The organism is Paracoccus panacisoli, assembly GCF_042435015.1.
GTDB lineage: Bacteria > Pseudomonadota > Alphaproteobacteria > Rhodobacterales > Rhodobacteraceae > Paracoccus > Paracoccus panacisoli.
Genome location: NZ_JBHMQU010000087.1, coordinates 1 through 18,556, shown reverse-complemented (window position 1 = coordinate 18,556; position 18,556 = coordinate 1). Strand labels below are relative to the sequence as shown.

Here is an 18,556-nt window from a genome sequence, read left to right as displayed (position 1 = left end):
CGCGCTGCGCTACGCCGAAGGCTCCGCGCGCGGCCTCCTACACCACCACCCGGGACACTGCCCTCGTCCCTGCTCGGATCGTCCTGCGGCGGCAACTTCGTGAGCGCCTTCGTCTATTGTCTTGATAGCCCGACGCGCGCGGTGAAGGAAACGCTGCCCCGCAAAGGTCTGCGACACGCCCCATGCGTGCCGGTGAAAGAGGGACGCGCCCATCCTGTCTTCGAGATCGGCGATGCAACGGCTGATTGCCGATTGCGATAGACCTAACGAACTCCCTGCCTTGCGGAAACTGCCATGTTCGGCAGCGGCTATGAAGTAGCGAAGGTGACGAAGCTCGATGGAGTCAGGGAACTTGGCGGTCTCCTTCATCCGAGAGCCGCCGTCCGGATCATATGCTCTCGGACCATAGGCAAGCCAACTGTCCTTCTCCGATTGTCGAGCATTCACGCGATGACGAGACGTATCGCGCGTAGCGGGTCATAGCCAGATCATACAACATTTGAACACATAAACAACTGTTCAATATTTGCATGAAGAAGAGAGATGATCGAGAGAGGCAATGCCACCGTCCGTTCAAGATGCCGAAGTCTCAAAACGAGCCCGTGGCGCTTGAGGATTGCGGTCTTGGCATGGCGGATGCTTGCGGCTTACAACGGTGGCAAGGTCAAGCAGAAAGTTTCTGAATTTTGCCCCTTGACCTTCCAACGGTGGAAAGCCCCATTTTCCAGAGGACTCAAATCAAGGAGCCCTCCATGTATCTCTTCACCGTTCCCAACATGACATGCGGCGGTTGCGCCAAGTCGGTAACCAAGGCGCTGCAAAGCGTCGATGCCGCCGCGAAGATCGAGACTGATCCGCCCAAGCGTGAGGTCCGTGTTGAATCATCTGCGACCGAGGCGGACCTGCGTGCCGTTCTCACCGAGGCGGGCTACCCGGCCGAAGGCGCCCCGGCGGCCGCCTGATACTACCTCCTGCCCACTGATCGCGAGCGCCAAACTGCTCCCGTAGGTGTCCCCAGGCTCATTGCGGTGTCGAAATGGGCAGTCCTCGGGCTGCCCTTTTGATTTCTAGGATCAGCCAGATCTTCAACGACGAAAGCGTCGGTATTGCCCTGTGCGCCGTCACGGTCCGTCGGTCCTAGAGGCTCCGGGCAGATGCAAAAAAAATCGCACAGCAGGTTGACAGACATACACTTGAACAACTATTCAAGTGTTGACTTGATGCAACCGGAAACGAGCAATGGCAAACTCATCACACTCCCACAGCGACCATGACGGTCACGACCACTCCAAGCACGACCATAACCACGGCGGCGGCCACGATCATGGTCACGATCACGATCATGACCACTCGCATGTCCCGACAGTCACGAAGGACAACGAGCGCAAAATCCTCATTTCGTTCTTCATCATCTTCACCTTCATGATCGTCGAGGCCGTCGGCGGTGTGATCTCCGGTTCGCTCGCGCTGCTTGCCGATGCCGGCCACATGCTCACCGACGCAATCGCGCTCGGCCTCGCATATGTCGCCTTCCGCCTCGGTCGGCGGGCCGCCGACAGCCAGCGCACCTTCGGCTATGCCCGCTTCGAGGTGATTGCCGGCCTGGTCAACGCCCTTACCCTATTCGGCATCGTCGGCTTTATCGTCTATGAGGCTATCGAACGGTTCCAGGAACCTCAGCCGGTCCTCGCTGGCTCGATGTTCGTCGTAGCCATCATCGGCATGCTCGTGAACCTCTTCGTGCTTTGGTATCTGACGCGCGGAGATTCCGAACACGTCAACGTCAAGGGCGCCGTCCTGCACGTCATGGGCGACCTGCTCGGCTCGGTGGGTGCGATCGTCGCCGCAGTCGTCATCTGGTATACTGGCTGGACTCCTATCGACCCCATCCTGTCGGTATTCGTGTCTCTGCTGATCCTGCGCAGTGCATGGAGCCTGCTCAAGAACACTCTGCATATCCTGCTCGAAGGTGCACCAGACAACGCCGGCGCCGACAAGATTTCCGAGCATCTTCTCAAGACCGTTCCGGGTATCCAGAGCGTCAACCATATCCACGTCTGGTCGCTGACCTCCGGTCGTGTGCTGGCGACGCTTCAGGTGCAGCCGATGGAAGGCGTCGATGTTCGCAGCGTCATGAAACAGGTCGAGGCCGAACTGAAAACGAAGTTCAAGATCGAACACCCGACGATCGGCATCGACTGGGACGGAGTAGCCAGTTGCACCTTGGAGGAGCCGAACACCGCGGCGCTATCCCATGCGGGTCATTCCCACTGATCCGCCGCGCCTGATGGTTCACTCAGTTGATCGGGAAGGTTCGACGTGAACACCGCAGAAGCCCCTTCGTCCCAAGAGCTGAACTTTCTGGCTGAAACCTTTCGCCTGCTGGGTGATCCCAGCAGGCTGAAGATTCTCCTGCACTGCGAAGACGGTCCGAAATCCGTGACCGATATTTCCGAGGCGCTGGAGCTATCCCAGTCACTCGTTAGCCACCACCTGCGCCTTCTCCGTGGCGCGCGGCTGGTGACGCGCGTTCGCCACTCGAAGCAGATGTTCTATGAGGTCACCGACAGGCATGTCGGTGACGTCCTGCTCGACATGCTCTCGCATGCGCGTGAGGAAAGGGAAGGCGACCCAAAACGCGACATCATCGGTCCTCGTTCTTGAGCAGCCCTTCGCTGGCCTGTGACACTAAATGTCGATCTTGGTAGTTCTCAATCGCAAAGCGTTGGCAATGACGCTGACCGAAGAGAGCGCCATGGCCAGTGCGGCAAGCGCCGGTGACAACAGCAGCCCCATCACGGGATACAGTAACCCGGCCGCCACCGGCACGCCTGCAGAGTTGTAGAAGAATGCGAAGAACAGGTTCTGCCGGATATTGCGCATTGTCGCTCCCGACAGGCGACGCGCCTTCACGATCCCCAATAGGTCACCGCCTAGCAGCGTGACTCCCGCGGATTCCATGGCGACATCCGTTCCTCCGCCCATCGCTATGCCGACATCGGCAGCCGCAAGCGCTGGGGCGTCATTCACCCCATCGCCCGCCATGGCGACGATACGGCCTTCCTTGCGAAGACGTGTAACAACCTCGCTCTTGCGTTCTGGAAGCACCTCGGCCTCCACATCGGCGATGCCCAGCTCTTTTGCCACCGCCTGAGCCGTGAGCTTATTGTCACCAGTCATCATGACCACGCGGATGCCGTCCTTTCGGAGGGCTTCCAGCGCTGCAGGCGTAGTGGATCGTATGGGATCGGCCACGCCGATGGCGCCGGCGGGCCGGCCGTCGATGGCGACCAAGACGGCGGTGGCCCCGCGTGAGCGAATGGCGTCCGCCTCGATCGCCGCTGCGCCCGGCTGAACGCCTTCCAGCTCCAAAAACTTGGCGCTACCGATCAGCACGCGCTGACCGGCGACGGTTCCCAAGACTCCCCGACCGACAGGAGAGTCGACGTCCGAGGGTTCCGACAGTGCGAGCTGCTTCTCCACCGCGGCACGGACAATAGCCTGTGCAATCGGATGTTCGCTCGCACGTTCAAGGCTCGCCGCGGCTTGAAGAAGTTCCGTCTCGCTCCGCCCATCGACCGGAACGATGGCCGTGACGGCCGGTTTCCCCTCCGTAAGCGTGCCGGTCTTGTCGACCACAAGGGTATCGATCTTCTCCAACCTTTCGAGCGCCTCGGCGTTCTTGATCAGCAATCCGAGATTGGCGCCTTTGCCGACGCCAACCATGATCGACATCGGTGTTGCAAGGCCAAGGGCGCAAGGGCAGGCGATGATGAGAACAGAAACGGCCGCAATCAGGCCGTAGCTCAACCGGGGTTCCGGGCCAAAAAGGGACCAGGCCACAAAAGCGATCAAGGCGATAACGATGACCAGTGGAACGAACCAACCGGACACCTGGTCTGCCAAGCGCTGGATCGGGGCGCGGGACCGCTGCGCCTGCGCCACCATCTGGACGATCTGCGAAAGCATGGTATCGCGACCAATGCGCGCCGCATCCATGACCAGAGCGCCAGATTGATTGATGGTCCCGGCGATGAGCTTTGCACCCGGCTCTTTCGTGACCGGCATGGATTCGCCGGTAATCATCGATTCATCGACGGCCGAACGCCCCTCCAGCACCGTCCCATCCACCGGAACTTTCTCGCCCATGCGAACACGAAGCTTGTCGCCGACGGCAATATGCTCGACCGCCACCTCCTCGTCGGTGCCATCTGGCCGGATACGTCGGGCTGTCTTCGGAGCCAGGTCAAGAAGCGCGCGTATCGCGCCCGAGGTCTGTTCGCGCGCGCGTAGCTCCAGCACTTGGCCGAGCAGCGCCAGCACCGTGATCACCGCGGCCGCCTCGAAGTAAACCGCAACGGTGTCTCCCATCATCCGCGCCGTTTCCGGGAACAGGTCGGGGGCGAGCGTTGCCACCACGGAGTAAATCCAGGCAACGCCTACGCCCATCGCGATGAGCGTGAACATATTGAGCGATCGGTTCACCACGGACGCCCAGCCGCGCTGAAAGAACGGCCAGCCTGCCCACAGCACCACCGGCGTCGCCAGTATGAGTTGCAGGCAGTTGTTGATCTGCCCAGGAATGTAGCGATGCAAGCCGAAAAGTTCGCTGCCCATCCCAAGGAAGACTACCGGAACAGAAAGCGCGGCACCCACCCAGAACCGTCGAGTCATGTCGACCAGTTCCGCACTGGGTCCGGTTTCGGCCGTCGGCATTTCGGGTTCCAGCGCCATCCCGCAGATCGGGCAAGATCCTGGGCCGACCTGACGGATCTGGGGGTGCATTGGACAGGTAAAGATCGTGCCCTCTGGCACCGCCACTGCCTCGGCCGGTTCCGATGGTCCGACATATTTGCCGGGATCGGTCATGAACTTGGTTTGGCAGTTCTCGGAGCAGAAATAATACGTCGCGCCCTGGTATTGCGCTCGGTGCTTGGCCGTTGTGGGGTCCACGGACATCCCACAAACGGGGTCCTTCACAGTATCGCTTGCCTCCGCGTTCGTGGTGTGATGGCCCGATCCGCCACCGTGCCCCTTGTTATGGGCATGGCCGGCGCCGTGATGATGGTTATGGTCGTGAACCATAGTAAGCCTCCGCTTCCCTTATCTCCCGCATGCACGTTGCCACCGCATGCGAACCAAGCCCCGACTAATCGTTCAGCCGGCCAGCAATCGCCTGCATCTGCTCGATCTCGCGACGCTGGGCGACCTCAATCTCTTCACACAACGCCAGAAGTTCGGCGTCCGACAGGTTGGCCTCCCTGCACATCAAGATGGCTCCCGAATGATGCGGAATCATCGAGTCGATAAACTGGCGGTCATCGATCATGGCTTGGGATCGAGTCGCCCAAAATGATCCCAGGGTGAGGACGACGAAAAGCACATACAGGGCAATGTTCGCCCTACGGTTCGGGAACATGCCCGGCATCGTCGCCAGCATGAAAATGCCCATCGGCGCCCACATGGTTATCGCCATGTAAAGCATGTTCAGATTGTTCCGGAAGTCGCCCCAGCCGTCGATCATCGAAAACATCACGACATACATCACGACGAGGCCGAGGATCATGTTGATCCAGAACATCAGATAGGGACGGCCATGGGAGCCGTGACTATTCCCGGAATGCCCGCCATGGGCCGTGTGATCGCTTGCCATCTGGCTATCCTTTCACGGTTGTCAGTGACCGATGCCCATCGGCTTGAAGATCATCCAGATCGCCATGCCGATCATCATGAGATTTTCCGTGAGCGAGACGAAGCCGAGCGGCACGTTGCTGTCACCACCGACGCAGGCGCATTTCAGTTCGCGCTTGTCGATATAGACCGCCTTGAACACCGAGACCGCGCCGATGCCGCCGATGAACAGTGCGACAGGAATCGACAGCCACATCAGCGCGCCGGCCATCATCAGGATGCCGGCGAGGGCCTCCGCGAAGGGATAGATGTAGGCGTATCGGACCCACCGCTGCGCCAAAAGGTCGTAGTTCAGGAACATGGTGGCGAAGCCTTCCACGTCCTTCAGCTTCTGAAGGGCAAGAAGACACATCGCGATGGCGATGAACCATTCGGCGGCTTGGACCGTCGCGAGGTTCCCGAACGCCGCCCAACTCGCGGCCAAAGCCATTAGGGCAGCCATCGCGAACAGCGCGATCACCGGCTTGTAGGTAACGGCATCCTTGTCCTCGACCTTGCCGCCGAAGAACCGGACGAGATCATCGTAACCGCCGATCCGCTTGCCGCCTATGAAGGTCTGCGGCGTCGATTGAACATCATGCTTTGCCTTGAAGGCGTCCGTCTCGGCGCGGGTCGTCAGATGGTGATCGTCGACCTCGTAGCCTTCCCGCTTGAGCAGATCGAGCGCTTTCAACCCGTAGGGGCAGGTATGGTTTTCCATCACCATTCGATGAAGTTCGGCGCGTTTGGCTGCATGAGTCGCCATAGTCTGATCCCTTCGATCTAAAGTTTCGCTTTCGCGAACACCTCCACCAGTTCATTGAACTTGGCGCGCTGAAGGTCTGCATCGCCCGATGCGATCGCCTCCTCGACGCAGCAGGCGGCATGCGATCGCAACACCTGGTTCTCCACCTTGGAGAGCGCGGCTTTAACCGCGTGGATCTGGTTGAGAATGTCGATGCAGTATCGCTCGTCCTCGACCATCTGGCCGACACCGCGAACCTGCCCGGCGATCCGGTTGAGCGACGCGATGATCTGCTTGGAATTTTTGTTGCACATCCAGCTACCCCTACCCGGTATGGGTATATATACGTTAGAGCAAAAGTTTGGTTTCCGCAAAACCCAAGAGTTTTGCCGGCATGTCAACGTCGAAGCAAATAATCGTGGGAGGTCCAATGGACGATACGGTAACTGTCCGGCGCAACATCACCGTCCTTACTGCCGCGCAGGCGCTCGGAGGATCGAGCGCGCCGATCGTCATGTCGCTCGGCGGCCTGGTCGGCCAGCAGCTTGCCGACAACCCCGCATGGGTGACGCTGCCGGTCAGTCTCTTCGGTCTCGGCCTCGCAATCGGCACGCTGCCCGCCGCCTTCGTCATGCGCGCCTGGGGGCGCCGTGGCGGTTATCTGTTCGGCGCGTTGTTCGGCCTCGCAGCGGGACTCATCGCGGCGTTTGGCATCTTCGTATCGTCGTTCCTGCTGTTCTGCGTCGGCTGCTTTACCGCCGGTCTCTACGGTTCCTACGTCCAAAGCTATCGCTTCGCTGCCGCCGATGCTGCCGAAGGCACTTTGAAGGCACGAGCAATCTCCTGGGTGATGGTCGGTGGGCTGATCGCGGCTGTCATCGGTCCGCAGCTCGTCATCTGGACACGCGATTCCTTCCCCGGCACCCCCTATGTCGGCAGCTTCCTCAGCCAGGCGGCGCTTCCGTTGTTGTCGATCCCGATTCTGTTGATGCTGCGCACGCCGCAATCCGCTTCGCAATCCGCGTCGGAAAGCTCCGGCCGTTCCCTGATCCATATCCTGATGATGCCCCGCTACATGCTTGCCGTCGCGGCCGGCGTCGTCTCCTACGGCCTCATGGCTTTCGTCATGACGGCCGCACCGATCGCGATGGTCAATACCGGCCATTCGGTCGACAGCGCAGCACTCGGAATCCAGTGGCATCTACTGGCGATGTTCGCGCCGAGCTTCGTCACCGGCCGCCTCATGACACGCTTCGGCAAGGAGCGTGTGACGGCGGCGGGGATGCTGCTCATCGCCGTCTCGGCCATCGTCGCGCTGGCCGGGCTTGAGCTAATCAATTTCTGGGGGTCTCTGGCCATCATGGGCATCGGCTGGAATTTTAGCTTCATCGGAGCGACGGCGATGGTCACGGACTGCCATACGCCGGGCGAGCGCGCCAAGGCGCAGGGCGCAAACGACTTCATGGTCTTCGGCACGACCGCCGCCGTCTCGTTTCTGGCAGGCAGCGTCCTGCACAACTCGGGATGGGCGGCGATCAACTGGCTGTTGTTTCCGCCGGTCGCCTTGATCCTCGTGCCGTTGCTCTGGCAAGCGGCACGCAAACCGCAAGCCTGAAACGCAATGTCCCCGCCATTTTGGCGGGGATGCACCGGGTCAGGTCCTCGCTCTGCGCCCTCGCAGCCGAAAGGCTGCTTGGGCATGCGGTTATTGCAGCGAGCGATTGACCGCGCCGGACCGAGGCCGGATCGAAAGATCTTCATCGTCCTGATCGGTCTCAAGGCGCTGCAGGATCGGGCAATGCGGCCGATGATCCCCTTGGCAAGCGTTCACCAGCATGGTGAGCGTGTGGGCCATGTCCTGCATATCCGCGATCTTCCTCTCCAGCGCGTCGATATGGCCCTGCGCCAAGCGCTTCACTTCTGCACTCTGTCGCGTCGCGTCGCGCCAGAGGTTGAGCAGGTCACCGATCTCGGCCACCGAAAAACCGAGGTCGCGCGCGCGGCGGATGAAGCGCAGCATGTGGACATCGGTATCCGAATAGTCGCGGTAACCGGAGTCCTTCCGATCAGCAGCCGGGATGAGACCTGTCTGCTCGTAGTAGCGGATCATCTTGGCCGAAACGCCCGATGCCTTTGCTGCCTGTCCGATATTCATGAACAATCTCCCGTATGTAAGGACAGCCGACCCTGAATATAGGATCGGCTGTCTGGTTCCATCAGCCCTGGACCTTGAAGGTCTTGAGCCGGAGCGCATTGCCGAGGACGAAGACGCTCGACAGGGCCATGGCGCCGGCGGCAAAGACCGGCGACAAGAGGATGCCGTAGGCCGGATAGAGCGCACCTGCGGCGACCGGGATCAGGGCCGTGTTATAGGCGAAGGCCCAGAACAGGTTCTGCCGGATATTGCCGATCGTCGCCTTGGACAGCGCGATGGCGTTCGGCACGCCCGTCAGGCTGCCCGACATCAGCACCACGTCCGCCGCCTCGATGGCGATGTCCGTGCCCGTGCCGATGGCGAGACCCACATCCGCCTCGGCCAGCGCCGGAGCGTCGTTGATGCCGTCGCCCACGAAGGCGACCTTGCCATGCTCGGCCTTGAGCCGGCGGATCGAGTCGACCTTGCCGTCCGGCAACACCTCCGCCACCACCTCGTCGATGCCCAGGCGAGCCGCGATGGCCTTGGCCGTGCGCTTGTTGTCGCCGGTGATCATCGCCACCTTCAGGCCGAGGTCATGCAGCGCCTTGATCGCCGCCGGCGTCGTCTCCTTGATCGGGTCGGCCACGGCGATGATCGTCGCCAGCCTGCCGTCGATCGCGGCATAGAGCGGCGACTTGCCCTCGTTGCCCAGACGTTCGGCGACCTTGGCGAAGCCCGCCACGTCATGGCCTAGTTCGACCATGTAGCGGTCCGCGCCGATCTCGACACGCTTGCCGTCGACCACGGCCTTCACGCCGAAGCCGGTGACCGACTCGAAGTCCGACACTGCGGGCAGCGCAATGCCTTCCGCCTCGGCCGCATCCACGATGGCGCGGGCAATCGGGTGTTCCGACTTGGCTTCGACGGCCGCGACCAGACCCAGCACCGTCGTCCGGTCGAAGCCGGCGGCGAGTTCGAGGTCGGTCAGGGCAGGCTTGCCTTCGGTCAGCGTGCCGGTCTTGTCGACCGCCACGACCTTCGCGTCCTTCAGCAGTTGCAACGCTTCACCCTTGCGGAACAGCACGCCCAGCTCCGCGCCCCGGCCGGTGCCGACCATGATCGAGGTCGGCGTTGCCAGACCCATGGCGCAGGGGCAAGCGATGATCAGCACTGCGACGGCATTGACCAGCGCGAAGGTCAACGCGGGCGACGGGCCGAAATAGAGCCATGCAGCGAAGGTGAGCGCGGCGACGGCGAAGACCGCCGGCACGAAATACATCGTCACCTTGTCGACCAGCGCCTGGATCGGCAGCTTCGAGCCTTGGGCTTCCTCGACCATGCGGATGATCTGCGACAGCACGGTGTTGCCGCCGACCGCCGTGGCGCGGATCGCAAAGGCGCCCTTCTGGTTCACGGTTCCGGCCACGACCTCGCTGCCGCTCGTCTTGGCAACCGGGATCGGTTCGCCGGTGATCATCGACTCGTCGACATAGCTTTCGCCCTCGATGACTTCACCATCGACCGGGATGCGGTCGCCGGGGCGGACCTCCACGATGTCGCCGGACAGCACCGAATCGATCGGCAGATCGACCGTCTTGCCGTCGCGGCGGACACGCGCGGTCTTGGCCTGAAGTCCGACCAGCCGCTTGATCGCTTCCGAAGTGCGCCCCTTGGCGCGGGCCTCGAGCAACCGGCCGAGCAGGATCAGGGTGACGATGACCGCAGCGGCTTCATAATAGACGTTCACCGTCCCGGCAGGCAGGAAGCCCGGCGCGAAGGTCGCCACCAGCGAATAGAGGTAGGCGGCGAGCGAGCCGACGGCGACCAGCGAGTTCATGTCGGGAGCCAGCCGCCAGAGCGCCGGGAGGCCCTTGTCATAGAAGCGGATGCCGGGCACGAACAGCACCAGCGTCGTCAGCACGAACTGAAGATACCAACTGTTCTGCATCCCGATGGTCGCGGCGATCAGGTCGTGCGCGCCCGGAATGAGGTGCGACCCCATCTCCAGGATGAAGACCGGCGCGGTCAGAACCGCCGCGATGGTGAAATCGCGGGTCAGTTCCCGACGTTCGGCTTCCTTCTTCTCGGCGCGATCATCGACCTCGGCCTGGCCCGCCCCGTTCACCGCCGCGATCACCTTGGCCTCGTAGCCCGCGTTCGCGATTGCCGCGACGATGGCCGCAGCATCGGCGGTTCCCTGGACGGTGGCCTTCTCGGTGGCGAGGTTGACGACGGCGTTGGTGACGCCCGGCACGGCCTTGAGCGCCTTTTCGACACGTCCGACGCAGGAGGCGCAGGTCATGCCCTCGATCGCGACCTCAAGCGAAGCCGCCGCCGGTGCGGTGAAACTTGCCGAAACCGCGTAGCCTGCGTCCTCCACGGCCTTCACGACGACCGCTCGGTCCACCGGGCCGCTCGTCGTGATGCTGGCTTTCTCGGTAGCGAGGTTGACCACGGCATTGGCAACACCGGGGATGGCCTTGAGGGCCTTTTCCACCCGCCCCACACAAGAAGCGCAGGTCATGCCTTCGATCGGCACCTCAAGGAGGGCAGCTTTCGGCGCACTGAAGCTGGCCGGCACTTCATAGCCAGCATTTTCGACCGCCTTGACGAGCGCCATGCGATCAACCGTGTCGTTCGTCGTGATGCTAGCCTTCTCGGTCGCCAGATTGACGACCGCGTTGGCGACACCGGGGACGGCCTTCAGGGCGCGCTCGACACGACCGACGCAGGATGCGCAGGTCATGCCCTCGATAGGCAGAGAAATTGCTGCATTCGTCTTGTCCGCAGCTCGAACAGGGGCATCCATTGCCGCCTCCTTTCTAAGTCAGAATTCGAGTTCGGACACTGATATGCTCCTTCCAACGATGGGAAGGTCAAGGGTAAAAATTCCTTTTCGTTTCCTCTTGACCTTCCCATCGTTGGAAACCCTAACTTGAGGACCATGAGAACCGAACCCAAAGGAGAACGCTCATGGAACTCAAGATTGAAGGCATGACCTGCGGCGGTTGCGCCAAGTCCGTCACCAAGGCGATCCAGTCGGTCGATCCGACCGCCAAGATCGACACCAACCCCGCCCAGCGGACGGTCAAGGTCGAGACGACCGCAACCCCGGCAGCCCTTCAGCAGGTTCTCGAAGAGGCTGGGTATCCGGCGACCGTGAATTGAACAGGAGCAAGATCATGCACAAGCTGACCCCGATCTTCATTGGCGGCGCACTCGCCATCAGCGCCGGCCTCGCCATCGCACAAAGCCAACTGAACACGGATACCCCAATGCAAGGCCACGACATGCCGGGTCACTCGATGCCGGCCTCCGACAACCCTTCCACACAGGCTTACATCGAAGCCAATAACCGTATGCACGCCGACATGACAGTCGACTTCACCGGCGACGCCGACATCGACTTCATGCGCGGCATGATCCCGCACCACCAAGGCGCGATCGACATGGCGCGGGTCGTTCTGCAATACGGCACCGACCCTGAGGTTCGTAAACTGGCCGAGGACGTGATCTCCGCCCAGGAAGGCGAGATCGCCATGATGCAGGAATGGCTCACCGCGCGCGGGCAATAAGAACCGCATCCGCGACATCGCCTCGCAGATCCCCAAATTTGGGGGCATTCTGCGAGGTCGCCCATACCGGGTCAGGCTGTCAAGTTTGAAACGGCTCATGAAAAGCCAGCCGCGAAGTCGTTCGCGGCTGGCTTTTTGTCACTGGCGGGTTCGGACCGCGGCAGATCACTCTACCGTCGCCGCCACTTGCTCTTCCGGCGTGAAGAAAACATCGGCGTGCATGTCTTCGGGACGCAGGCCCCGCGCAAAAACCACGTCCATCGCCGCATCGACCATCGGGGGCGGACCTGCAACATAGGCTTTCCACCCGTCGAAGTCGGCGAGATCCTCGGCCACCGCATCGGTCACGAAGCCATGCCGATGGCGTGCTGCCTGCATATCCGACAGGACAGCCGTAAAGCTGAGGTTGTTGTGACGGTCCGCCAGCGCCTCGAAATGCTCGACAAGATAGAGGTCGCGCGCGCCGCGTGCGCCAAAGTAGACATGGATCGGCTGCTTCATGCCGTGTGCAAGGGCTGTTTCCACGATCGACTTGATCGGCGCCAGACCGGAACCGCCGGCGACGCACAGGATCGGGCCGGAATGATGCTGACGGAGGTAGGAGGAGCCTAGCGGAAATTCGAGCGTCACCTTGTCGCCGGCTTTCAGCGCGTCATGGACGTGCTGTGACGTGACGCCCCCCGGAACCTTGCGAATGTGAAATTCGAGGCTGTCGTCGCCGTGACGATTGGCCATGGAGTAGCTGCGCGCGGGCACACCATCGAATCCGACCTGGGCATACTGTCCGGCCGTGAAGAGCAACGGGGAGCCATCCACAGGCGAGATTCGCACCAGCTTGATGTCGTGGGTAAGGTCATCAAGGCCGGACACGATGGCCTCCACCCGTTGAGGAGCCTCAACCGCATCATCGTCATCGCTGCCCAGCCAGGCGACTGCCGCATCGGTCTGCGGCACCGCACGGCATGCCAGGATCAGGCCGTCGGCCTTCTCTTCCTCGCTGAGGGCGAAGCGAGAATGCTGGAGCAGTTCCACCTCGCCCTCGATCAGACGTGACTTGCACGAGCCGCAGCGGCCGGAACGGCAGCCGTGGGGATAAGGTATGCCTGCGGCAAGTGCCGCATCGAGGATGGTTTGTCCCTCCTGGACCTCCAGACTGACCCGTGCCTGCCGAATATCAACGAACCTGTTCGTCATCATGCACTCCCGGTCAAACCTAGAGCCTTGACGAGTCCCGGCTTCTGGCTTGGGAAGGTTCCGTAGAAAACTTCCGACCCTACGATTGTGATAGGAGCGACCCTGACACCCGTGCGTGCCTTTGCCTCCTCGGCGATCTTGGGGTCGGTCAGGTCACGCTCCTCATAGGCGAGACCCTGCTGGGCCAGCCAACGCTTGAGTGCGTGGCAGTCCGGGCAGGTCGGCGTCGTATAGATGAGGATGTGTGGCGTGTTGGCTTCTGGCATGTCCTTGCCCTTCTTGCTTTAGACGTGGATTGGCTTCCGGCAGACCGTCAAACGGCCTCCCGGAAGAGTGGATTGCCGTCAGCGTGCGGCTTCCAGCGCTTGTAAGGTCAAGGCTGTTCTTGCTCCGGGGTGGAAATTTCCGAGGCGCAGGACGACATCAGCAGATGAAGACTGACGTGGTGCCGGCTACGATCGCTCCGACTCGCTGATCGGGAAGTATCGGGCCTGTTGCGCATTGAGATCGCGCAGCCTTCCGGTAGATTGGACGAGACAAATCGACGTGGCCGACACGTTGCCATCAAACGGGCGTGAACCGCCTCAAGACACAGGTGAAAATCGCTGATGACTGCCGGTAAACCGAAACGGGTCGAAAAGCAGGCCGAGGCCGCAACCCCGAGCGCAACAGAGACACACAGCCACCTCGACCATTCCTCGCTCTCGCAGAACGAGGTTACGATCCTGGCGGAAACCTTCCGGCTTCTCGGCGATCCCTCACGGCTGAAAATCCTCCTGAGCTGCATGCCCGGTCCGATTTCGGTCGGCGAGATCGCGGAGAAAATCGACCTGTCCCTGTCCCTGGTCAGCCATCATCTGCGCCTGCTGCGCGGTGCCCGTCTCGTCAAGGGCGAGCGCCAGGCCAAGCAGATCTTTTACGAGATCGCCGACGAGCATGTCCGTCAGGTTCTCCACGACATGGCGACGCACATCTCCGAGGATCACGCCGAGGAGTGATCTGAAACCGCGAAAGCCGATACTATCAACATACGCTTGAATAGTTGTTCAATCGTGGTATTGACTCCTTTCGTGGCCGTGCGGGGCCTGCGCACGCGCCCACCGCGTGGTGAGAAAGGAGATCGGAATGACAACGGGACTTTCAGCACCTAGCGGCGGTGAGCGCTTGGGCTTTCGCGTCGAGGGCATGGATTGCGCAAGTTGCGTCGGCAAGATCGAGACTGCGCTGAACCGTCTGGGAGGCATCACTGACGTTACCGTCAATTTTGCCACCGAGACGCTGCAGCTTTCCCGCGATACGGCCAGCACAACGACGTCGAACGACATCGCCAGGAAGATCCGCGCGCTCGGCTTCGATGTGACCGAGCTACCGCCCGCCGTCATTCCATCGACGCCCGCCCGGCATTCCGAAGCGCATAGCGGGCATGACCACAGCGGCTGCTCCGGTGAGCATGATCATGGGCACGATCACCACCATGCGCATCATCATGATCACAGCGACTGCGGTGGCCACGATCATGGTCAGCTCGCGCAAACGCCGGTCTCGCGCACAGATCTGACATCACCGCCCAATGTCTCGATGCAGGTCGAGGGCATGGATTGCGCGAGTTGCGTCGGCAAGATCGAGGTCGCACTTGCAAGAATGCCCGATGTTTCCGACATTCGCGTGAACTTCACGACCGAAATGCTTGAACTCAACTTGGTTCCCGGCTCGGGCACCAAGGTTGCCGACATCGAAAGGGCCATCAAGAGCCTCGGCTTCGGGGTAACCAACACACGCGAACTTTCGTCTTCGTCCGACGTCGCCGTGGACGTTGCGCCCGCGCCAGCTATGCGCAATCAACGCTGGTGGCAGACTCGCAAGGGCAAACACGTCATCGGCCTCGGTCTGCTGATGGGCTCGGCCTACCTCATCGCCCAGTTTATCCCCCTCTATGCAGAGTGGATCTTTGCACTCGCCGTCGTCGCAGGCGTCCTGCCATTCGCCCGCAAGGCGTTTGCCCTCGCGACGTCAGGGTCGCCGTTCTCGATCGAGACACTGATGAGTGTGGCCGCGATCGGCGCCTTGGTGATCGGCGAGGCCGAAGAGGCGGCTGCGGTGGTGTTCCTGTTCGCGGTCGGCGAGCTGCTTGAAAGCGTTGCAGCCGGACGCGCTCGCGCCGGCATAAAGGCCCTTGCGTCGCTGGTGCCAAAGACCGCAATTCTGCTTGATCCCAGCGGCGCTCAGCGTAGCGTCCCAGCGACTTCCTTGCGCGTGAACGACCTTGTTCTTGTGCGGCCCGGCGACCGAGTGCCGGCCGACGGACAGATCGTCCAAGGCACTTCCAGCCTCGACGAATCGCCCATCACCGGGGAATCGGTCCCGCGTGCCAAAGCCAAGGGCGAGAGCATTTATGCCGGGTCCATCAATGTCGATGGCGTTCTCAAGGTTCGCGTCGAAAAGGCCGCTGCCGACAACACGATCTCGCGCATCATCCAGCTCGTCGAGCAGGCTCAGTCCGCCAAGGCTCCTACCGCACGTTTCATCGAGAATTTCAGCCGCTACTATACCCCGGCCGTGATGCTGATCGCTGCGCTGATCGTCATCGTGCCGCCACTGGCGATGGGCGGCGATTGGGACACCTGGATCTATCGCGGCCTCGCGCTGTTGCTGATCGCATGTCCCTGCGCGCTCGTTCTCTCGACGCCTGCGGCGATCGCCTCGGGCCTTGCCGTCGGCACCCGCCGCGGCCTGCTGATCAAGGGCGGCAACGCCCTCGAAACCATCGGCAAGGTGAACGCTATCGCCTTCGACAAGACAGGGACGCTGACTGAGGGCAAGCCGCGCGTCACCGAAACGGTGGCCTTCGGCAAGAACGAGGAGAAGGATGTCATCGCATTGGCGGCAGCGGTCGAGACGGGTTCCAGCCATCCGCTTGCCAAGGCGATCATCAACCGAGCAGAGGCTTCCGGCATAGCGGTCCCTCCGGCGCAGGACGCCTCTGCGACGGCCGGGAAGGCAGTCCATGCCACGGTCGTCGGGCGCCGCCTTGCCGTCGGCTCCCCGAGCCATGCCGCGAACGTGGCAGTGATCGGTAAGCACGAGCAGAGCGCAATCGAAGGGCTCGAAGATCGCGGCAACACCGTTGCCGTCCTCTTTGATGAGGGAACGCGGGAAGCAATCGGCCTGATCGCCTTGCGCGACGAACCGCGGCGAGACGCGCCCGAGGGGATTGCCCGGCTCAAAGCGATGGGCGTTCGTTCCGTGATGCTGACCGGCGACAATCGGCGCACCGCTCAGGCGATCGCCAAGGGTCTTGGTATCGAATGGAGCGCCGAGCTTCTGCCGCAGGACAAGCTCGATCTCGTGAACGAGATGAAACGAACGACCAAGGTGGCTATGGTCGGTGATGGAATCAACGATGCCCCTGCGCTCGCAACCGCCGATGTCGGGATCGCCATGGGCGGCGGAACCGACGTGGCAATCGAGACGGCGGACGCCGCCCTGCTGAAGAGCCGAGTGACGGACGTTGCCCATCTTGTGGCGCTGTCCCGTGCGACAATGGCCAACATCCATCAGAACGTCGTCTTCGCTTTGGCGCTGAAGGGCCTGTTTCTTGTCACCAGCGTCCTCGGGATCACCGGCCTCTGGATCGCAGTCCTCGCCGATACCGGCGCCACGGCGATCGTGACGCTGAATGCGCTCCGGCTCTTGCGCTTCAAGGGGGCGAAGTCGACCGACGACGAACGTGACGACGGCACGTCTTCACGCCCCCTGATACCAGCCGAGAGCTACTGATCCCTCCCGTCGAAGAAGCCGTCCGTCAAATTTGACGGGCGGCTTTGCCCGGCTGGAACCAATCGTAGCAACCGCGAACATCGCGCTCGGAAAACCCATTCATGAACTCGCACCACCCTTCAGAAAGGACAACAGCCATGGACCTGGGCATCGGCGAACTCTCCCAGATCACGGGGGTCAAGATTCCAACGATCCGCTATTACGAGCAGATCGGTCTCTTGCCCGAGGGCTTGCGGAACAAGGGCAATCAGAGACGCTACGATCATGATGCGGTCAAACGATTACTGTTCATTCGCCGGGCGCGGGATCTCGGGTTTGACATCGATGCGATCAGGGATCTGCTTCATCTAGCCGACGTCTCGGCCTCGCGTTCGCCCGAGGCACTCCGTATCGCAAAACAGCAGCTCGCTTCCGTCGAGGAGAAGATCGCTCAACTGGAAGACCTTGAAAAGGTGATCAAGCGGGTCGCCGAAGGCGAGAGCGATGGGGACGACGCGCCCTATTGCGGCAGCACGGCGACAGATCATACGGATAAGCCGCTCCACTAGCCTCGAAACGACAGGAGGTATGGAGTTGAGATACCTTTATTCTAATCTGGAAGGGAGCCAGAGCTGCGTCGTCGTGGGGGCGGGACCGGCCGGCCTGATGCTCGGACTCCTTCTGGCCCGATCCGGGGTCGACGTAACGGTTATCGAGAAGCACCGGGACTTCCTGCGCGATTTTCGTGGAGATACCATCCATCCTTCGACACTCGAAGCAATGCACGAGCTTGGCTATCTCAACGAACTTCTCACGCTTCCCCATCAGAAAGCCTATCAGCTCCACGCTGAGATCGAAGGACGCAAGGTCACGATCGCAGACTTCTCCAAACTGCCGACGCGCGCCAAGTTCATCGCCTTCATGCCCCAATGGGATTTCCTGAATTTTCTGGCACGGAAGGCAGCGGAATTTCCTCGCTTCCGCTTGCTGATGTCGACCGAGATAACGTCTCTCCGTTGGGAAGCAGGTCGAGTTGTCGGCCTGAATGCTCGCCAGAGAGACCGCAATCTGGTTCTTGATGCCGATCTCGTAATCGGTGCCGACGGACGCAATTCCGCCACCCGCAAGGCTGCGGGACTTGAGGTTCAGAGCTTTGGCGCGGCCACAGATATTCTATGGATGAAGGTCTCGAAAGAGGCCGGCGATCCCCAGCAAGCGATGAGCCATGCCGGTCCGCGACAGGGGCTGGTGCTGATCGACAGGGGCGACTACTGGCAGTGCGGCTACGTCATCACCAAGGGGACCGTCGACGCGCTGAAGGACGGCGGAATTGGTGCGCTTCGCGCAAGGATTGCCGAGGTCGCACCTTTGCCTGCGGACCGCTTCAAGGAGATCCGCTCTTGGGATGACGTGCATCGTAAGCGTCCGGCCCGAGGGCTACCCGTTCCATTTCCACGGCAGCAGGTCATCGACCTTTGT

The 18,556-nt window shown here is 61.5% G+C and carries 19 protein-coding genes; 10 read left to right on the top strand and 9 right to left on the bottom strand.

Annotated elements, in window-relative coordinates; genetic code table 11:
- Positions 1-9: 9 nt before the first annotated feature.
- Positions 10-369 (bottom strand): LysR family transcriptional regulator, encoded by a 360-nt coding sequence (locus ACFHYO_RS15065; RefSeq protein WP_394321465.1) that lies wholly within the window; start codon positions 367-369, stop codon positions 10-12.
- 383 nt (positions 370-752) lie between these two features.
- Between ACFHYO_RS15065 and ACFHYO_RS15060 the strand changes: the two genes are divergently transcribed.
- The 3 genes from ACFHYO_RS15060 to ACFHYO_RS15050 all read left to right on the top strand — a co-directional run bounded on the left by ACFHYO_RS15060 (position 753) and on the right by ACFHYO_RS15050 (position 2,664).
- Complete coding sequence (locus tag ACFHYO_RS15060; protein ID WP_394321463.1) at positions 753-962, top strand: heavy-metal-associated domain-containing protein; 210 nt, start codon at positions 753-755, stop codon at positions 960-962.
- A 277-nt stretch (positions 963-1,239) separates the two neighbouring features.
- The gene (locus tag ACFHYO_RS15055) at positions 1,240-2,274 is read left to right on the top strand and encodes a cation diffusion facilitator family transporter (RefSeq protein WP_394321461.1); all 1,035 of its coding nucleotides are present in this window, start codon (positions 1,240-1,242) and stop codon (positions 2,272-2,274) included.
- Between the two features lie 45 nt (positions 2,275-2,319).
- Positions 2,320-2,664, top strand: coding sequence for an ArsR/SmtB family transcription factor (locus tag ACFHYO_RS15050; protein WP_394321459.1), 345 nt, complete (start codon positions 2,320-2,322; stop codon positions 2,662-2,664).
- Positions 2,665-2,688: 24 nt separating this feature from the next.
- On the opposite strand, the gene ACFHYO_RS15045 is transcribed toward ACFHYO_RS15050, so the two are convergent.
- From ACFHYO_RS15045 to ACFHYO_RS15030, 4 genes are all read right to left on the bottom strand, one after another.
- On the bottom strand, positions 2,689-5,085 hold the full coding sequence (locus ACFHYO_RS15045; protein WP_394321458.1) for a heavy metal translocating P-type ATPase: 2,397 nt from the start codon (positions 5,083-5,085) through the stop codon (positions 2,689-2,691).
- Between the two features lie 64 nt (positions 5,086-5,149).
- A complete protein-coding gene (locus tag ACFHYO_RS15040) occupies positions 5,150-5,653 on the bottom strand; it encodes a DUF305 domain-containing protein (RefSeq protein WP_394321456.1) in 504 nt (167 codons plus the stop codon).
- 21 nt (positions 5,654-5,674) lie between these two features.
- Complete coding sequence (locus ACFHYO_RS15035; protein WP_394321454.1) at positions 5,675-6,436, bottom strand: MauE/DoxX family redox-associated membrane protein; 762 nt, start codon at positions 6,434-6,436, stop codon at positions 5,675-5,677.
- A gap of 17 nt (positions 6,437-6,453) precedes the next feature.
- Complete coding sequence (locus tag ACFHYO_RS15030; RefSeq protein ID WP_064790834.1) at positions 6,454-6,729, bottom strand: metal-sensitive transcriptional regulator; 276 nt, start codon at positions 6,727-6,729, stop codon at positions 6,454-6,456.
- Positions 6,730-6,845: 116 nt separating this feature from the next.
- Here ACFHYO_RS15030 and ACFHYO_RS15025 point away from each other — a divergent pair, with 116 nt between their 5' ends.
- The gene (locus ACFHYO_RS15025) at positions 6,846-8,030 is read left to right on the top strand and encodes an MFS transporter (RefSeq protein WP_394321452.1); all 1,185 of its coding nucleotides are present in this window, start codon (positions 6,846-6,848) and stop codon (positions 8,028-8,030) included.
- Between the two features lie 90 nt (positions 8,031-8,120).
- On the opposite strand, the gene cueR is transcribed toward ACFHYO_RS15025, so the two are convergent.
- On the bottom strand, positions 8,121-8,570 hold the full coding sequence (cueR, locus tag ACFHYO_RS15020; protein ID WP_394321450.1) for a Cu(I)-responsive transcriptional regulator: 450 nt from the start codon (positions 8,568-8,570) through the stop codon (positions 8,121-8,123).
- Between the two features lie 61 nt (positions 8,571-8,631).
- Positions 8,632-11,361, bottom strand: a complete 2,730-nt coding sequence (locus tag ACFHYO_RS15015) for a heavy metal translocating P-type ATPase (RefSeq protein ID WP_394321448.1) — start codon at positions 11,359-11,361, stop codon at positions 8,632-8,634.
- A gap of 164 nt (positions 11,362-11,525) precedes the next feature.
- Here ACFHYO_RS15015 and ACFHYO_RS15010 point away from each other — a divergent pair, with 164 nt between their 5' ends.
- Together ACFHYO_RS15010 and copM are read left to right on the top strand one after the other, a co-directional pair.
- Complete coding sequence (locus ACFHYO_RS15010) at positions 11,526-11,720, top strand: heavy-metal-associated domain-containing protein (protein WP_272019966.1); 195 nt, start codon at positions 11,526-11,528, stop codon at positions 11,718-11,720.
- 14 nt (positions 11,721-11,734) lie between these two features.
- The gene (gene copM / locus ACFHYO_RS15005; protein WP_272019965.1) at positions 11,735-12,127 is read left to right on the top strand and encodes a CopM family metallochaperone; all 393 of its coding nucleotides are present in this window, start codon (positions 11,735-11,737) and stop codon (positions 12,125-12,127) included.
- A gap of 165 nt (positions 12,128-12,292) precedes the next feature.
- On the opposite strand, the gene ACFHYO_RS15000 is transcribed toward copM, so the two are convergent.
- Together ACFHYO_RS15000 and ACFHYO_RS14995 are read right to left on the bottom strand one after the other, a co-directional pair.
- Positions 12,293-13,321, bottom strand: coding sequence for a 2Fe-2S iron-sulfur cluster-binding protein (locus ACFHYO_RS15000; RefSeq protein ID WP_394321445.1), 1,029 nt, complete (start codon positions 13,319-13,321; stop codon positions 12,293-12,295).
- Positions 13,321-13,587, bottom strand: coding sequence for a glutaredoxin family protein (locus tag ACFHYO_RS14995; protein WP_080620526.1), 267 nt, complete (start codon positions 13,585-13,587; stop codon positions 13,321-13,323). Before ACFHYO_RS14995 ends, ACFHYO_RS15000 begins: the two co-directional genes overlap by 1 nt.
- Before the next feature lie 342 nt (positions 13,588-13,929).
- Here ACFHYO_RS14995 and ACFHYO_RS14990 point away from each other — a divergent pair, with 342 nt between their 5' ends.
- The 4 genes from ACFHYO_RS14990 to ACFHYO_RS14975 all read left to right on the top strand — a co-directional run.
- Entirely contained in the window at positions 13,930-14,319 is a 390-nt protein-coding gene (locus tag ACFHYO_RS14990) for an ArsR/SmtB family transcription factor (protein ID WP_272019963.1), read from the top strand.
- Positions 14,320-14,446: 127 nt separating this feature from the next.
- Positions 14,447-17,098 (top strand): heavy metal translocating P-type ATPase, encoded by a 2,652-nt coding sequence (locus ACFHYO_RS14985; RefSeq protein WP_394321443.1) that lies wholly within the window; start codon positions 14,447-14,449, stop codon positions 17,096-17,098.
- A 137-nt stretch (positions 17,099-17,235) separates the two neighbouring features.
- Positions 17,236-17,646, top strand: coding sequence for a MerR family transcriptional regulator (locus tag ACFHYO_RS14980; RefSeq protein ID WP_394321441.1), 411 nt, complete (start codon positions 17,236-17,238; stop codon positions 17,644-17,646).
- A gap of 25 nt (positions 17,647-17,671) precedes the next feature.
- A partial coding sequence (locus ACFHYO_RS14975; protein WP_394321439.1) for an FAD-dependent monooxygenase occupies positions 17,672-18,556 on the top strand: 885 nt, incomplete at its 3' end.

What these genes read in the sequence shown, in the direction of transcription:
- ACFHYO_RS15065 (WP_394321465.1), bottom strand. Translation starts at nt 369, where the DNA reads ATGAAGGAGACCGCCAAGTTCCCTGACTCCATCGAGCTTCGTCACCTT.
- ACFHYO_RS15060 (WP_394321463.1), top strand. Translation starts at nt 753, where the DNA reads ATGTATCTCTTCACCGTTCCCAACATGACATGCGGCGGTTGCGCCAAG.
- ACFHYO_RS15055 (WP_394321461.1), top strand. Translation starts at nt 1,240, where the DNA reads ATGGCAAACTCATCACACTCCCACAGCGACCATGACGGTCACGACCAC.
- ACFHYO_RS15045 (WP_394321458.1), bottom strand. Translation starts at nt 5,085, where the DNA reads ATGGTTCACGACCATAACCATCATCACGGCGCCGGCCATGCCCATAAC.
- ACFHYO_RS15040 (WP_394321456.1), bottom strand. Translation starts at nt 5,653, where the DNA reads ATGGCAAGCGATCACACGGCCCATGGCGGGCATTCCGGGAATAGTCAC.
- ACFHYO_RS15035 (WP_394321454.1), bottom strand. Translation starts at nt 6,436, where the DNA reads ATGGCGACTCATGCAGCCAAACGCGCCGAACTTCATCGAATGGTGATG.
- ACFHYO_RS15030 (WP_064790834.1), bottom strand. Translation starts at nt 6,729, where the DNA reads ATGTGCAACAAAAATTCCAAGCAGATCATCGCGTCGCTCAACCGGATC.
- ACFHYO_RS15025 (WP_394321452.1), top strand. Translation starts at nt 6,846, where the DNA reads ATGGACGATACGGTAACTGTCCGGCGCAACATCACCGTCCTTACTGCC.
- cueR (WP_394321450.1), bottom strand. Translation starts at nt 8,570, where the DNA reads ATGAATATCGGACAGGCAGCAAAGGCATCGGGCGTTTCGGCCAAGATG.
- ACFHYO_RS15015 (WP_394321448.1), bottom strand. Translation starts at nt 11,361, where the DNA reads ATGGATGCCCCTGTTCGAGCTGCGGACAAGACGAATGCAGCAATTTCT.
- ACFHYO_RS15010 (WP_272019966.1), top strand. Translation starts at nt 11,526, where the DNA reads ATGGAACTCAAGATTGAAGGCATGACCTGCGGCGGTTGCGCCAAGTCC.
- copM (WP_272019965.1), top strand. Translation starts at nt 11,735, where the DNA reads ATGCACAAGCTGACCCCGATCTTCATTGGCGGCGCACTCGCCATCAGC.
- ACFHYO_RS15000 (WP_394321445.1), bottom strand. Translation starts at nt 13,321, where the DNA reads ATGACGAACAGGTTCGTTGATATTCGGCAGGCACGGGTCAGTCTGGAG.
- ACFHYO_RS14995 (WP_080620526.1), bottom strand. Translation starts at nt 13,587, where the DNA reads ATGCCAGAAGCCAACACGCCACACATCCTCATCTATACGACGCCGACC.
- ACFHYO_RS14990 (WP_272019963.1), top strand. Translation starts at nt 13,930, where the DNA reads ATGACTGCCGGTAAACCGAAACGGGTCGAAAAGCAGGCCGAGGCCGCA.
- ACFHYO_RS14985 (WP_394321443.1), top strand. Translation starts at nt 14,447, where the DNA reads ATGACAACGGGACTTTCAGCACCTAGCGGCGGTGAGCGCTTGGGCTTT.
- ACFHYO_RS14980 (WP_394321441.1), top strand. Translation starts at nt 17,236, where the DNA reads ATGGACCTGGGCATCGGCGAACTCTCCCAGATCACGGGGGTCAAGATT.